The sequence below is a fragment of the Leptothoe sp. PORK10 BA2 genome (genome assembly GCF_034932105.1).
Classification (GTDB): domain Bacteria; phylum Cyanobacteriota; class Cyanobacteriia; order Phormidesmidales; family Phormidesmidaceae; genus Leptothoe.
Map to the genome: position 1 here is coordinate 36130 of NZ_JAYGIG010000022.1, position 15331 is coordinate 51460.

A 15331-nucleotide genomic window follows, 5' to 3' on the forward strand; every position below is an offset into this window, starting at 1 on the left:
TGCTGAATCTCAGGGCTTATATCCCGTGAGCCTTTTAGAGGCTGCAATTTCTTATAGAACTGTCAAACTTGACGAGTTCCACAGAAGAGCTAGAAGTTTATGCCGATTAAATCAAAGATACACTTTAAGTATCAGAAGCTTTAACTCCACACGCAAAGATTGTGTAGAAAAATCCTTGCTCTGAATATTCGGGTAAATCTCTGACACGTATATCAAGGTTGACGAACCCATTTTCTAAAAAGCAACTAAGCACATCTTGAGGATTTAACTCCGTAGATGGAAAACAACTCTCACCAACTCGGTAATAGTTGCCAGAACCACAAGCCGAGGTTATGAGTGTGCCACCGGGTTGCACCATACTCATAATGTTGCGCATGTAGGTGCGCCACTCATCTTTATTGAGACTGATACCTTCTGCACAGTAATGAGCAGTCACCAGCGGATAAAAGCAGTGTTTAGATTCTCCTAGTGGATGAGTCTCTCTCACATCGCCCGGTATGACATGGGTGACTTTTTTGCGAACTTCAGATTCTCTCTGTTGGACATCAAAAGCTGTTGACTCATGGTTCCCTTCAAGTTGCAGGACTTTTTGTGTAAATAGACGCCAATCGTAAGCTTCTTTATCGGCAGACAACCATTTTTTTAGTTCAAGTAGGTTTGACTCAATGTATTCGGATACGTGAACTACTTGGGCTTTGGTTACCAAAGGTATAATGTGAGAAATAATAGGGCCACTGCCAAAATCTAAAGCAAATGGCACAGGAGCCATTCGCTTCAAGGACTCAGTAAGAAACTCCAAACAATATTGTTCATCAGGCATAATATCTGAATAATATTCTTGCAAATATTTTTTAGGGTCCCAATCAGAATATTCTGAATAATTAATTTCGACGGCTTGCATGGTGTTCTCCTAATTTTTCAAGACAGTGGCTAGTATGAATGATAAACAACTAAGGTTAAGTAAATCTAGAGGCTTGTTGAGACTACATAAATTAATATCTCTCTATTTACCATCTTTCAGGTTAATTATTACCAGTAGCCAATTGTAATCAGTGTATAAATAAACCATTAACTAAGTTTATCCAGGTATTTTAGTAGAAGATGACTATCAACTGTTTGGCAGTTGATATCTGTTTGATCCAGGCCCCGTTGGGTATTTTGACAGTCAAACATTTGGATGCCAGCCAGCCAAACTTCTAACCGGGTTAAGGAATGGCCTGGAAGAACTTCTGTTGCAATTTTAGCCAGTGGACTCAGGGCATTGTGGTGATTGTTTAATTTATTTTCCCATTGTTTATAGGATATTTGTTCGATGGAATAGCCAGCGTGCTCGAGTGTATAGACAAGTTTTTGTAACGGATAGGGGTTAGGATTAACCAAGTGAAAAGCTTGGTTCAGTGACTCTGCTTGAAGCGATAAGTGTACTATCGCCCGACTCACATAATCAACCGGTGTCATATCGATCATCCAATCTAGCTTAGGTGCACTTTCTAACTGAATAACACTTCTCAAAAAGCGACACATTAAATCGGTTGGATTACAGATTCCAGTTTGGGTATGGCCAGTTACCATGCCTGGTCGATAGATACAAGCCGGGATACCTGCTGCTATTGCTTTTGTAAGAAGTTGCTCCGCCACCCATTTACTTTGAGCATAGCCGCCCGAAATTCCAGCTCCTTGGGCGATGGTGTCATTCTCATAAATAACCGATGGACCGGTTGTTGCCAATGACTCAAACACGTCTAAGGTTGAAATATAGTGAACAGGTTTGAGCTTGCCATAACTGGCAAGCTTTAAAACAGACTGGGTGCCAATTACATTTGCTGCCTTTAATACCCCATAGGGATAAAACAAATTGACACTAGCAGCACTGTGGTAAATAACATCTACAGTTTTAGCTAGGTGTTTAAACTTCCCTATTTCTAATCCTAATAAGGGAGCGGCTAAATTACCGATGATTGGTTTAATTCTGGTGTAGGGAACGTCAATTCCAGGTAGATACTTTTTCAAGGATTGACGCAACTTCTGATACGCTTCTGTAGGCGTTTGTGCTCGGATCAAACAGTATACAGTAGCCTCTGTTTGTCGTAGCAGGTCGTATAACAAAGAGGTGCCAATAAATCCTGTTGCACCTGTTAATAAAATTGCCTGCGGGGCTGTCCAGTTGGGCTCAGGGTCTGACCAACGGAATAATGGAGAAGATGGGTTGAGATTTAGGGTTGCTTCGGCATCTAACTGCGGCAAAGCCATATGCTCTGTGGCTCTGGCAGAATTTTGTTTATGGTATAGTTGTTTGCCTAAATCTTCGATAGTTGGGCGCTCAAAGAAATCGGCATAGGAGACTTTTGCTTTAAAGCATTTCTCGACTTGGGCTATAAGCTGCATCAACCGTAAGGAGTCACCTCCCAACTCAAAAAAGCTATCATTAATCCCAATTGGTGAGATCTCTAGCACAACTGACCAAACTTCTGCTAATTTTTTTTCTTGAGCAGTTCGAGGTGCTAGAAAGGATGTAGATAGTTCTGGTCGAGAGGAATCAGGCGCAGGAAGTGCTTTTTTATCAATCTTACCATTGGCATTGAGAGGAAAGTTTTCTAACACCACAAACGCTGAGGGAACCATATACTTAGGCAATGTTTGCTCGGTATATGACCTTAGTTGAGTCGCAAGTGTTTGGGCTATTTTTGCTTGGAGTGGGTTATTAGCATAGGTACGCCAAGGCTGAAGTGGTGGCCGCCGTATAGCTGGTGGTAGCGGTTCAGTACTTCCTAATTTATGAGTATCAGTATCAGCTCGAGGTTTGAATAGGGCATTGAAAGAACCACTATTTTCCGTGCCGGGCCAGCTGATGGTGACGTCGTAAGATAGCTCGGTAGCAAGATGTCTGAGGTTTTCGGGATCTACTCCACCGATATCCTTGGTTTGCATTAGGTGTCCTCTGAGGTCTGCAACATTGCCTGATATTTGTGATTGTTTAAGCAGATCAGCAACTGTGATAGACTCTAAAACCCTTGCATTGGGGATGTCACGAAAGCCCAATGCCTTGATGGGAGATCTTTTTAAGCTTTGACGCAGTTTAGAAAGATCAAAGCATTGCTGGTTCCAATTCAACCAGGTAGTTTCAACTATTGATTGGGGAGTCGAACCTACATGCAAGACAACATCGTACCGAAACTGGGTAAGCTCGTTATGAAATCGACTTTGCTTTAACAAAATCTGAACCCGGCTAATTTGGGGTAGGTGCTCTTGCAAAGCCAAGAAAAAAGATGGCTCGATAGTTAACTCTTCTTCCTGATGTAATCTCTTTTGAATTCGTTGCCAGAGCTCTATGGCAGGAAGCTCATCGGAGGCCTTGAACAGTTCTACAGATGTTGCAAATGCCTCTTGTAGTAAATGATTTCGGACGTCTCCTATAAAGAGAGAACCACCGGGCTGGATTAAGCTTACCGCTTGTTCCAAGACATGAACTAAATAATCAATATTCGGGAAGTATTGTAAAACCGAGTTTAGAATTACCGTATCATAGGAGGCAGGTTCGATATCTTCAAAGTTATCGGCAGCACAAAGCTTCAGAGTGACTTTTGATAAAGAATGTTGAGTCCTTTCTAATTGTTTGTTGATATAGTCTAAAGAGATTTCTGAAATATCTGTACCAATGTAACTCTCACAGTGTGGTGCTACCTGAAATAACAATAACCCCGTGCCACATCCAAGTTCTAGAACACGTTTCGGTCTGAGTTGTAGAATTCGATCAACGGTGTTATTGACCCATTCCTTCATTTCAATCTCAGGAACTGGTTCATTAGTATAGCTGCTGATCCAACCACTGATGTTGAATGTGTCATCCCATTCTGTATTGACTGTATTTAAGTGATCATCATTATGAATCGCTCGCCATTGTTGGATTTGTTCTTGTTCTAGCTGACTGAGATCGCAATAGGGCGTGTTTTGCGCACAATTCTGTAAATATGTCACCACATAGGCAGTTAACCGATTACCCCCCAGATTATCCTGATGTGCAATAACCACAGCTTCTTGTACATCAGGATGTTGTTCCAAGAGGGTTTCAATTTCTTGCAACTCGACGCGAAATCCTCGAATTTTAATCTGATTATCGGCACGTCCTAGAAATTCTAACTGCCCGTCCTCACGGTAGCGAGCTAAATCACCAGTTTTATAGAGCCGAACACTTTGTTTGCCTTCTTCTAGAGTCGTAATTATAAAACTCTCGGCGGTTAAATCATGACGGTTTAGATAGCCTGCTGCCAAACTTTTGCCGCTGATATATAGCTCCCCCGTCACACTCTTAGGGACTGCTTGCATATTTTCATCCAGTATATGAGTCTGGATATTAGTTAAGGGTTGCCCAATGGGAATATTGTCTCCGTTATTGAGCTTGACTGCATGGGAACCTGTTAGATGGCAATAAGTGGTAACGACGGTAGCCTCTGTGGGGCCATAGGTGTTCACTAACTGCACGTGAGGACTAACAAACTGTTTCCAGGTATTCACCCATTGGGGTAATGCTCTTTCCCCACCGATAATGGTAAGTCTAACAGTTGAAGCCAAATGCATGGTTTCTAATGAGGCACACAACTGGTGCCAAAAGGCTGTCGGTAGATCTAAAACGGTTATCCGCAATACCTCACATGCCTGAAGGAAGTCCGGAATTGACTTCAGCATATCTTGAGTACGGAGAACCAGCGTTGCTCCTTGTGTAAGCGTTAGAAAGATCTCCTCAATAGCGGCATCAAAGCTAATTGATGCAAATTGCAATACGCGATCGTCTGCGACAATACCATAGGCTTGGTTTGCCGAATGTACGAAATTTGCCAAGGCCATTTGCCCAACCATGACGCCTTTGGGTTTACCTGTTGAGCCAGAAGTATAAATAACATAAGCCAACGTATCTACCGTTGGCAACGATGTAAGGTCATGGGTAGGCTGTTGAGCGATGGTAGGCCAATCAGCTTCTAAGCAAATGGTATTTGCTGTATGGGTTGGGAGGGTAAAGAGTAAAGATTGTTTCGTGAGTAAAAACGAAACTTGAGAGTCCTTTAAAATCCAGTCAAGCCGTTCTGATGGATAGCTAGGATCTAAAGGAACGTAAGCTCCACCCGCCTTAAGGATGGCTAACAAACCCACAATCATCTCAAACGAGCGATCAAGATATAGTCCAACTAAAATGTCTGGTCCAACACCTTGAGCACAAAGATAACGGGCGAGTTGATTTGCCCGAGAGTTTAAAGCTTCATAAGTCCAACACTGTTCCATAAATTCAACTGCTACAGCTGCAGGTTGTTTCCTAACCTGAGCTTCAAACAAGTTGCAGACGGATCTTTGACTCTCAAGAGGAATTAGCTGCTTACTAAGATCTGTGAAAACCATGAGTTGATTTCCTTCAAATATTGATTGTGAGACTGACAAATGCAAATCCTATACTGAGCACAGGAGAAAAAGGTCTTCAAACATATAACCTTAGGCATATACTGCCGGATTAATAGGGTTACTGCATCACATCATTAGGTACATAAAATCAGACCTGGAAAGGCTACTAAAGAGTGAAATTCTCATATAACAGAGGATAGGAAGGTGTAGCATGCATTTCAATATTCATCGTTAGTCGTGTTACTACCAGTGACAGATTATCTTGTCTGTTTTGAAAGCAAAATTATCCCCGAAGTGCTTTAAGAGCAATTGGAAAACCGCGAACCTAAAAAAAAAGTGAATAGTTTAACTAGATAGGTTAGAATGCTGATTTCAAAAGATTGTGGGATTCTATAAAGCCCTCCAACCCTTATAAACACTTTTAAATCCATAGAATCGTCAATTAGAACCGTGTTACTTCACATCCGGCGTTTACAAGCACAAACCATCAATATTGATGGTTTTACTGGATTAAGAGTTACCAATCATCAGCCATTTGAGAACTGGACGATTAAGGAGAAATTAAAACTGGACGACTAAGGAAAATATTATGTAGAGATATATTTGTTATCTCTACATAATGTTTTACGCTTTATTCTCCCTTAATAAAAACCGTATTTCACACTTATCGGAGTATTAAAAGATACAATAATTTGATTATTTTCATTATTATGCCCCCAAATTATAGAAATACTCTTGAGATTAAAGGTCTATGGTGTGGGTTCTTAGGTGTGAATACGGAGATTTTTAACTACAAATTATCTTGTCATACTGATGTGACTCCTCAGCCATGTGTATTTTTCTGTATGTAGATACGACTTTGACGACAAACCTAAGACTAATTGTCACTTAGACCTATGGAGATAGCAAGTTCGTTTACTTGCCCTTAATATAAAATGGCCAAAAACCTTTTGGTAAGGGGATTTCAATTGTGAGAATTAAGGGAATTGAGATGATATCTTTTTTCTTTATGTCATCTCCGTATTTTCTCTGTTTACATTTTGGGCTTAGTTTTATATGTCGTCTCCGTATTTTCTCTGTTTACATTTTGGGCTTAGTTTTAACGGATTCTTCTTGTGTTGAGCAGCTGCCAAACTGTGGAGATATTTTGAGCGCTAGTGACACCTGCATAATCTGTAATGCTGGATTTGATGGCAGTAAATCTTGTTGGTCGTTAAGAACAAACTCTACATCAGGGTAAATGAACGCATTGGGCAATCTGTCAATGACCGTAAACACACCTGCCAAATAAAATACCGATGAGTCGGGTTGAGTCCCTGATTACCAGTCAAAAGCCGCCACTTATAGTTATTTTTGATGATATTCAATAGTTAGATGAAGCATCGGTAGCTTTACTTCACTGCTTTATCAGCCCTGACCATTTGCCCTGAGCCTCGATAGAATAAGGTAATTCCTCACCGGAGGTGAGAGATCATGACCCAAACTACTGATCCGCGAGCATGGTAGACTACCCCCGATCTGTAGCTTATACTCGAAAGCAGCAATCGCTACGCAACCATTAATGGAGAGTTGCTTGTAACTAGACCACTCCATTGGGACGTCAAAAAGCTGGCGGTAACACCTCCGCTGAAGTAAGGAATTGGTCAGTCGAAACTGGATTAGGGGAAGCCGTCCAAACTTCAGGTGTCATCTTTAGTAATGCGGATAATATGATTCCTGATGTGGTTTGGAGCAGTAAAGCTCGTCTAGCTAGATCTTTAGACGAGGCAGGTCATTTAAGCGTTGCTCCAGAACTGATTGTTGAAGTACTTTCTCCTGGTGTAGACAATGAACGACGAGATCATGAAACAAAGCTGAAACTCTATACCAGTCGAGGTTTGTAAGACTATTGGATTTTGGATTGGCGCTTAAAACAAATTGAAGTGTGTCGCTGTCAGCCTGGGTTTTGACAACTTGAGGATATGCTTTTTTCCAGGTGATACCTTAAGTTCACCCCTGTTACCAGGGTTTGCTTGTGATGTAGAACATCCACTTCTTTAGAGGAGCACTGAGCAGGGATAGTACAAATGCCAGGGGACAGAAGACCAGGATTATCCTGTTTTTCGTATTCTCTCTCCTCGTTCCTAAACCATTATTTCCAGTGATTTCATCGCCATTTTTTGTGCTGCGGCAAAACGCGATTTTACCGTTGCATCCGCTGCGATCTGGGGGGCCGGAATCGGTGTGACCTGTACGGCGCAGGCCTTCAGTTCCGGCTCTAGGGAAATGGGACACACTGCTGGATGGGTGAGGGCATTGACCTCCATGTTGTCCCCCCATAGAAAGCCCCAGTGCATGGGCATAAACACTGTGCCTCGAGTGATATTTTGGGTGACTAGCACCTTGAGCTGAACAAAACCGCGTTGCGATCGCACCTCCACCCACTCCCCAGACTGCACCGCCAACCGCTGAGCATCCCGAGGATTCACCTCCAGCAACGGTTCCGGATAGCGCTTGGCAATGCGCTCAATGCGGCCCGTCCGACTCTGAGTATGCCAGTGGCCATACAGGCGACCATTAGTCAGCACAAAGGGATAAGCCTCATTGGGCGGTTCCGCCAGACCCTTGACATGAAACGCACAGAACCTAGCCTTACCATTGGGCGTAGCAAACCGATAGTCCGTATACAGCCGCTTATCATGTTTGCCGTAGGCCACCTCATCGGACTCGTCCGCCGGACAGGGCCACTGGATTGGACTGACGGCTAGCCGTTCATGGCTAAGGCCCGTAGAATCACACAACCGTCCTGCCGTCAGCGAGACAAACTCGCCATATACCTCAGCCGCAGTACGCTGGGCAAACTGTTTTTCAAACCCCAGCCGCCGACCCACCTCCGCAAAAATCTCCCAGTCAGCCCGCGCCTCACCCACGGGAGTACGAAACGCTGGACAATAGGTGACCACCCGCTCAGAATTTGTCATCACCCCCGCCTTTTCTCCCCACTGGGTGGCGGGCAGCACCACATGGGCGAAGGCCGCCGTTTCCGTCGGATAGTAAGCGTCCTGACAAATGGTAAAAGGAGACCGCTCCAGGGCCGCCTGGGTGCGTTTAATATCCGGCATACTTACAGCTGGGTTGGTGGCCGCTACCCAAAAAACATCCAGGTCCCCCTGTTCCAGGGCCAGCATCATATCCCAAGCCGCCAAACCTGGCACCGGAGAAATACTCCCCGCCGGGACTTTCCATACCGTTTCCACCTCCTGCCGGTGTTCCGGATTTTTCACCAGACGGTATCCAGGCAAAATATGGGCCAGGCCCCCCGCTTCTCTGCCCCCCATGGCATTGGGCTGGCCCGTCAGGGAAAAAGGCCCCGCCCCGGGCTTACCCACATTGCCCGTCATCAAATGCAAATTAATAATGGTCCGACATTTAGCCGTGCCCTCAGTTGACTGGTTCACCCCCATGGACCAGAGGGATAGCACTCGCTTCGATTTACCCCACCATTCCGCTGCAGTTGTGAGCTCGCCAAGGGTAATGCCACAAATCTCAGTCACCCGCTCCGGTGGGTAACTCTTGATCACCTGGGCATAGTCACTAAAACCCTCGGTACAGGCATCAATAAACCTAGGATCAATCCAGCCATTTTTCAGTAGCAGGTGGGCAATACCGTTGAGTAAAGCAATATCGGTACCCGGCTTAATCGCCAAATGCAAATCCGCTGCCTTGGCAGTATCCGTATGGCGCGGATCGACCACAATCATTTTTACCTTGCGGTTTTTTTTGTGATATTTCTTGAGACGATTAAACACAATCGGGTGACAGTCTGCGGTGTTTGTCCCAATCAAAAAGGCACAGTCGGTTTTTTCCAAATCGTCGTAGCAGCAAGGCGGGCCGTCTGAGCCAAAACTTTGACTATATCCCGCCACCGCTGACGACATACACAGCCGTGAATTGGCATCAAAATTATTAGTGCCCAAACATCCCTTCAACAACTTTTGGGCGGTGTAATAGTCTTCCGTTTGAAACTGACCCGACCCATACATAGCGATGGCATCGGGGCCTTTTTCTGCCAGCGTTTTACGGATCTCACTGACGATGCGGTCGAGGGCTTCGTCCCACGATACCTGCCGCAGGGGCTGATCGAGAGACTCCCGCATCATGGGGTGCAGCAGTCGCCCCTGATCGAGGGAGTCGCCGATGGTAGCGCCCTTGATACACACCTGGCCTTGACTAGATGGATGGTTGCGATCGCCCCGCGCCTGCCACACCGGATTACCCTGCTCGTCACGGTTGACCGGGCGACCCGGTTGGGCAGGTGGCAGCACCTCAAGGCCACAGCCAACACCGCAGTAGGGACAAAGAGTTTTTGTTGCACCGGCCATGATCATCCTCCATCCACAAAAAGTCTGTCTTTACAGGGTTTCAAAATATCAGCATAGTTCTAATTTCAACTTGGACATGGTTTAGCCCGGTACCCATAGTAACGGTTATAAATTGTTCTTTATTGTTCTCTTTAGACAGAAAAGGGGAGCGATTAGCGCTCCCCCATCTGTTGAGTTGACATCGCTGTCGTCACCAATCAGTGAAATGCGCACAGATCAACCAAGCCATAAAAGATTGATTTTAGATGGCATGCCAATAACCGATAAAAAGGCCCCATGGATCTAACCAAGCAAATTGGCTTTATTAACCAATGTAAGAGCCATCGGGTACCGAAGAGCCACCGGGTACTACTAAATCTTCACCTTCGTGGGCTTCAGCAAAGGAACCCTGGGGTTCTTCGAGAATAAAGAAGCAGAGGAAGGCCACAATGATAGAGGCTATACCCAGGGTCTGGAAGAAAATGACGTTACCCACATCCCCTTCAGGCACCAAACTATAAAGAGTCAGGTAAGCTACCGCGCCGACATTGCCGTAAGCGCCGACGTTGCCCGCCACCTGGCCGGTTACCCGCCGCTTAATCAAAGGCACAATCGCAAAGGTAGAACCTTCCCCAGCTTGGACAAAGAAGGAACAGGCCATAGTTAAAATCACGGCTAGGATAACCATAGGGGTGCTGCCTTGACCAACTCGGGCGCTGATGGCAGGAATACTGCTCATCACCAGATAGCCAAGACCCATGCAGAGGGTCAGAACACCCATGGTTATCTTACGACTGCCCAGTTTGTCAGAAATCAAACCGCCGCCGGGCCGAGCAACCAAGTTCATAAAGGCATAGCTTGCCGCCAGCATCCCAGCCATCGCTTTAGGCAGACCAAAGGTCGTTTCAAAGAATGTTGGCAGCATGGATACAACAGCCAGCTCAGAACCAAAGTTAACAATGTAAGTTAGCTCTAGAATGGCTACCTGCTTAAACTTGTAACGATCTTCCGCTGGATACCGCTTGGCACCCGACAACAGATCTTTGTTTACAGCCCAGCAGTTATAGGCTTGGAAAAGATACAGGGCAATAAAGCAGGCGACCACCAGACCAAACGTTCCCGGATTTAAAAAGCCAACCTTTTTGAGCCGCCAGGCCAAGACAATGAGAATACCCGTCAGGGGTAAATTCATCAGCATCAGACCCCAGAAGTCCTTCACGGTTGTTACTTCTATGCCGCGAGTACTAGAGGGCCGCTGGTAAACTTTGCCAGGGGGCGTATCTTGAACATTGAAGTAGTACAGACAGCCGTAGAGGGCTGCAATAATACCGGTGGCAGCAATCACAAACCGCCAGTTCAACAATGGACCATCGGGTACCTGGAAGGCTCCAGGGATGAAGTTGAGGGCACCTGCCACAGCTACTAGGGTAAAGGCAGAGAAGGCAGAACCAAAATTTCCCCAACCGCCGTAGATACCTTCAGCCAGACCAATTTCCTTTGGCGGGAACCACTCTGCAGTCATCCGGATGCCAATGACGAAACCAGCGCCCACAATACCCATGAGCAGACGGCCAACCACCAGCTGGTTAAAGGTTTGGGCAGAGGCAAAAATAATACATGGAACCGCTGCGTACATGAGCAGCAGCGAATAGGTTAACCGGGGACCGTATTTATCCAACAACATGCCAATAATGATACGCGCTGGGACCGTGAGGGCCACATTACAGATGGCAATGGTACGAATCTGACCGACCTCTAGACCAAAGTCTGCCGCAATAGCTGTCGAAAAAGGGGCAAGGTTAAACCAAACCACAAACGACAGAAAAAACGCAAACCATGTCATATGGAGGATTTTATAGCGTCCCCTAAAGGACCACATCTCGCCAAGCATCAGTGCTATTCTCCTGGACAGACAAACATTTTACATTCCTTCTAAAATCTGCTTGCGAGGTAACCGTCCCAAGCATTTAACGAAGATTGGTCGTTTCAGCCATTTTAGGTTTAAACTCTGTGAAAGACAGAGGCTGAAACCCTATTAGACTCGTTCGCGACCAACCCCGATCTGAGTCTCTGGGAAGGTTACCTTGCGAGCGGGGTTTATTGGCGTTGCTCCGAGGGAGCAACGCCAATAATGCCATAAATCCTAGTGGGACAACAGACAAAACGACGCAACAGATCAGCGATGAACAACAACCAATTTCTGATGCTTAACCAAGGCAACAAACAAAACCCTTAACAAAAAGTATCTGCCAAAGTTGTTTAGTTGTTATGAATTAAGCAAATGAATTTAGGTGATTTCACCATAGGGCTACAGTATCGGTGAGCAATGGGAAAAAATGTGCTCAACGCTACCGTTAGTCCAGCAGGATTCTTTTTTTGCATAATCTCGTTTGTTTTTTGCATAAAAAGCCGGTGAAAATGAGGTGAAGGCAGGGGCGTACCAGGCTCTTTTGATACGTCGTTGCCGGGGAGAATCGGGTCCCTAGAAACTCAAGCCATCGGCATAGGACTCTAGATCTGTCCAAAAAAGAAAATTAGCCATTAAAAAGACCTGACGTCTTGAACAGACAAGCCAGGTCTTGGAACTTTTTATCAAACCGTTAGCTGCTTGGCGCTAGGGTAGGTCACCCACTCATACGGAGCTATCTGCCTAACTCAGACCACAGTTCCGCCTGATGGGGAATAACCGTAGGCACAGGCGTATTTGCAGCGGGTTGAGCCAGATAGACCCGCACCGCCGTATAACCAACCACAAACATTGAAAACGCAGCCAGCGTAGCCGCCAAAGTTCTATCTAAGTTAGAAACCTGACTAGATATCGTACGGGTTTGGGAAGTCATGAAATCCACCCTGGACTAAAACGTCAGTTCCAAGCATCCCACAGTTATTCTGTAGCAAGCACTACTGTTTACGAAATTTAGTCTTGAAAAGAACGACTCACGGTTTGGGATGCGCTAAAAGGGCTCACTAACTGTTCGGTTAAGGACATGGGCAACCCAGCCTGATGGGAAATTACACCGTGGGCGATACCTGCCGCTAAACCTAAAAAAGCAGGTAAAATCAAAGACTTCAAGCTATCCATGCAGTTACAACATCCGTAGGGTATTTATCTAGCGAAAGACTCTTTAAATATCGATAACGACTCGCCCTTCTGGATGGGCGATACAAGTCAGCACCGCGCCCGCTTCCCCCGTATCCAAGGCGACTGGGTCACCTTCATAGCGCACGTTGCCTGCTAGCAACGGTAGCTTGCAAGTTCCACAGGAGCCAGACTGGCAGCTGTTTGCAATGGCTATGCCCGCATCCTCGGCAATGGCCAAAAGAGATTGACTATCATCGCAGCCAATTTCCTTGGCCGATTTGGAAAATACGACAACGGCGGGCTTTTTGGCTGTGGGTATCTCGGCCTGACTCGCCGCTGGCGCAGTGATCTCTTCAATGACGACACCTGGTTTGAGGGTCGCTCCAAATTTTTCCATTAGGAGCTGACGCACCACAGTTGGAAGCTCGTCGCAGGGCACTTTCGGCATGACGCATTCACCCAGGTGGGCATCTTTACCCACGGTGCCGCCCATATAGATGTCTACGGCAGGTACCATTTTCCCGTCCTTGCGGGCTTTCGTGCCCATCATACCGATTTGAGCAACCTGGGGCTGACCACAGGAATTAGGACAGCCGGTCCAGTGCATGCGCACAGATTCTGGTATGTCTAGCTCCGAATCTAGGCGTCGAGATAAGGCTAGGGACTGCATTTTTGTTTCTACCAAGGCAAAGTTACAAAACTGCGCCCCTGTGCAAGACACCAGGGAGCGCACCAGGGTAGAGGGTTGGATGGGAAATGTTTGTACAATCGGCTCTGCCAAAAAGACGGCCAATCGATTGTCAGGCACATTGGGAACAATCACATTTTGCTCAACCGTGAGGCGGAGCTCGCTGTTGCCGTAAACTTCGGCAACGCGGGCTAGCTCATACATGTGCTCCGCTTGCAATCGCCCCACAGGAATATGCAGACCAATATAGTTCAGACCTGCCTGCTTTTGCTGAAAAACGCCAACATGATCTCGCTTATTGGCATTCAGGGCGTCCTCAGCAGCGGCCTGGGCTAGGGGCTTACCCATACTTTTCTCAACTTCTGCTCGAAATGTTTCTAACCCCCATTCATCGATCAGCCACATTAGGCGGGTTTTTTGACGATTGCTACGGGGGCCATTGTCTCGGTAGACCGTTAAGATCGCGCGGCACAGCCCAACCACATCGTCTTTTTCGGGGGGAACCCAGACATCAAGGGGGATAGCGGCAGCACAGCGAGTAGAGGAAAAGAATCCCCCCACCAAGACATTAAAGCCCAGTTCTCCGTCTTTGTAGGCTGGCACAAAGGCAATGTCATTGATCTCGGCATGGACCGAATTGTCGGTGCTGCCTTCAAGGGCGATATTAAATTTCCGAGGTAAGTTTGTAAAATCATAATTACCTTCGCCACTGTTGGTAATCATGTCCTGAACCGCTTGCACCAACTCCCGTGTATCAATTAACTCGTTGGCATCAATGCCAGCGACAGGAGACCCGGTGATGTTGCGTACATTGTCCATGCCTGACTGCATAGAGGTCAGACCAACGGCGTGCATACGCGCAAAAATGTCGGGAATATCCTCTAAGTGAACGCCGCGCAGCTGCAGATTTTGGCGAGTCGTGATGTCAGCACTCCCATCGTCTCCGTAGCGCTGAACAATTTCAGCTAGTACCCGTATTTGCTCAGAGGAGATGAGGCCGTGGGGCATCCGCAGGCGCAGCATAAATTTGCCGGGGGTCACGGGCCGGAAAAAAATGCCTAGCCACTTGAGCCGCTGGGTTAAGTCAGTTTCATCTACCGCTTCCCAACCCATTTGGGCAAACTTTTCCAGTTCGTCCTTGACCGCTAGACCGTCTTTTTCTGCCTTGTATTTTTCAAACTTGTTGAGCTTTACTTTTTTCTCAGTAGTGGATGCAATGACCACAGCAGCACTCCCAACCTGGTTAACAGAAAACACCCTTGGCTTAGTTACCACTGGTGACTCCTTGGGCAATTCATGGGTCTAAAGCTTAAGCAAAAAAAACGGGAGCAAAAATCCAAGATTCACAAGAACCTATGGCTCTGCCCCGCTAGACACACTTATAAGGAACCGCTTCAGGAGTTCATTTAGCTCGCTTGCTATCGAGTTAAATCAAGAGTATTCAGAAAACATCTGTTCGTTTGTATATCTGATTACTTTCCTGGGGGAGTGTTGCCATTTCTGCATTACAGCTATGCAAAAATGTCGTTAGTCAATTGCTGTTTGGGTACTAAATTGGCTGTATTTACAGCTCTTTGGCGGCTTAAAGCCAGGACTGGGCTACCAAGGTGGTTTTTGGGGGTGGGGTATGGAGAAAACGATGGATGTAGATTTGGACGCTAGGGGTATGCATATTTGTGGGCATTTATGGGGCTACCGCCAGTGATGCAGCAATTATAAATTCAAAATGTAATATTTGATACAGACGCGCGTGCCCAGTAAATGGGTTTTAAGAAATAGTTGAAACCTAGCGTGTGGGTCGGGTGCATCTCTATGGAAAATATCGGCATCAGC

At 46.2% G+C, this 15331-nt stretch carries 8 protein-coding genes; 1 reads left to right on the forward strand and 7 read right to left on the reverse strand.

What is annotated here, in order from left to right; translation table 11 throughout:
• Nucleotides 1–124 precede the first annotated feature (124 nt).
• Nucleotides 125–901, reverse strand: coding sequence for a guanitoxin biosynthesis pre-guanitoxin forming N-methyltransferase GntF (gene gntF / locus VB741_RS08225; protein ID WP_323364680.1), 777 nt, complete (start codon nucleotides 899–901; stop codon nucleotides 125–127).
• A 167-nt stretch (nucleotides 902–1068) separates the two neighbouring features.
• On the reverse strand, nucleotides 1069–5388 hold the full coding sequence (locus VB741_RS08230) for an amino acid adenylation domain-containing protein (RefSeq protein WP_323364681.1): 4320 nt from the start codon (nucleotides 5386–5388) through the stop codon (nucleotides 1069–1071).
• Between the two features lie 1592 nt (nucleotides 5389–6980).
• On the opposite strand from VB741_RS08230, the gene VB741_RS08235 reads away from it, so the two are divergent.
• A complete protein-coding gene (locus VB741_RS08235) occupies nucleotides 6981–7271 on the forward strand; it encodes a Uma2 family endonuclease (protein WP_323364682.1) in 291 nt (96 codons plus the stop codon).
• Between the two features lie 240 nt (nucleotides 7272–7511).
• Here VB741_RS08235 and VB741_RS08240 read toward each other — a convergent pair whose 3' ends face one another.
• The 5 genes from VB741_RS08240 to VB741_RS08260 all read right to left on the reverse strand — a co-directional run bounded on the left by VB741_RS08240 (nucleotide 7512) and on the right by VB741_RS08260 (nucleotide 14722).
• Nucleotides 7512–9749, reverse strand: coding sequence for a molybdopterin oxidoreductase family protein (locus tag VB741_RS08240; RefSeq protein WP_323364683.1), 2238 nt, complete (start codon nucleotides 9747–9749; stop codon nucleotides 7512–7514).
• A gap of 304 nt (nucleotides 9750–10053) precedes the next feature.
• Nucleotides 10054–11619 carry an MFS transporter gene (locus VB741_RS08245; protein WP_442786322.1) on the reverse strand — a complete coding sequence of 522 codons (1566 nt, stop codon included), beginning with the start codon at nucleotides 11617–11619 and terminating at the stop codon, nucleotides 10054–10056.
• Between the two features lie 751 nt (nucleotides 11620–12370).
• The gene (locus VB741_RS08250) at nucleotides 12371–12568 is read right to left on the reverse strand and encodes a hypothetical protein (RefSeq protein WP_323364685.1); all 198 of its coding nucleotides are present in this window, start codon (nucleotides 12566–12568) and stop codon (nucleotides 12371–12373) included.
• A gap of 77 nt (nucleotides 12569–12645) precedes the next feature.
• The gene (locus VB741_RS08255) at nucleotides 12646–12810 is read right to left on the reverse strand and encodes a hypothetical protein (RefSeq protein WP_323364686.1); all 165 of its coding nucleotides are present in this window, start codon (nucleotides 12808–12810) and stop codon (nucleotides 12646–12648) included.
• Between the two features lie 43 nt (nucleotides 12811–12853).
• Complete coding sequence (locus VB741_RS08260; protein WP_323364687.1) at nucleotides 12854–14722, reverse strand: ferredoxin--nitrite reductase; 1869 nt, start codon at nucleotides 14720–14722, stop codon at nucleotides 12854–12856.
• Nucleotides 14723–15331: the final 609 nt, after the last annotated feature.

Excerpts from the sequence above, each read along its gene's own strand:
- VB741_RS08245 (WP_442786322.1), bottom strand. The coding sequence starts at position 11,619 with ATGCTTGGCGAGATGTGGTCCTTTAGGGGACGCTATAAAATCCTCCAT.
- VB741_RS08230 (WP_323364681.1), bottom strand. The coding sequence starts at position 5,388 with ATGGTTTTCACAGATCTTAGTAAGCAGCTAATTCCTCTTGAGAGTCAA.
- gntF (WP_323364680.1), bottom strand. The coding sequence starts at position 901 with ATGCAAGCCGTCGAAATTAATTATTCAGAATATTCTGATTGGGACCCT.
- VB741_RS08255 (WP_323364686.1), bottom strand. The coding sequence starts at position 12,810 with ATGGATAGCTTGAAGTCTTTGATTTTACCTGCTTTTTTAGGTTTAGCG.
- VB741_RS08240 (WP_323364683.1), bottom strand. The coding sequence starts at position 9,749 with ATGGCCGGTGCAACAAAAACTCTTTGTCCCTACTGCGGTGTTGGCTGT.
- VB741_RS08250 (WP_323364685.1), bottom strand. The coding sequence starts at position 12,568 with ATGACTTCCCAAACCCGTACGATATCTAGTCAGGTTTCTAACTTAGAT.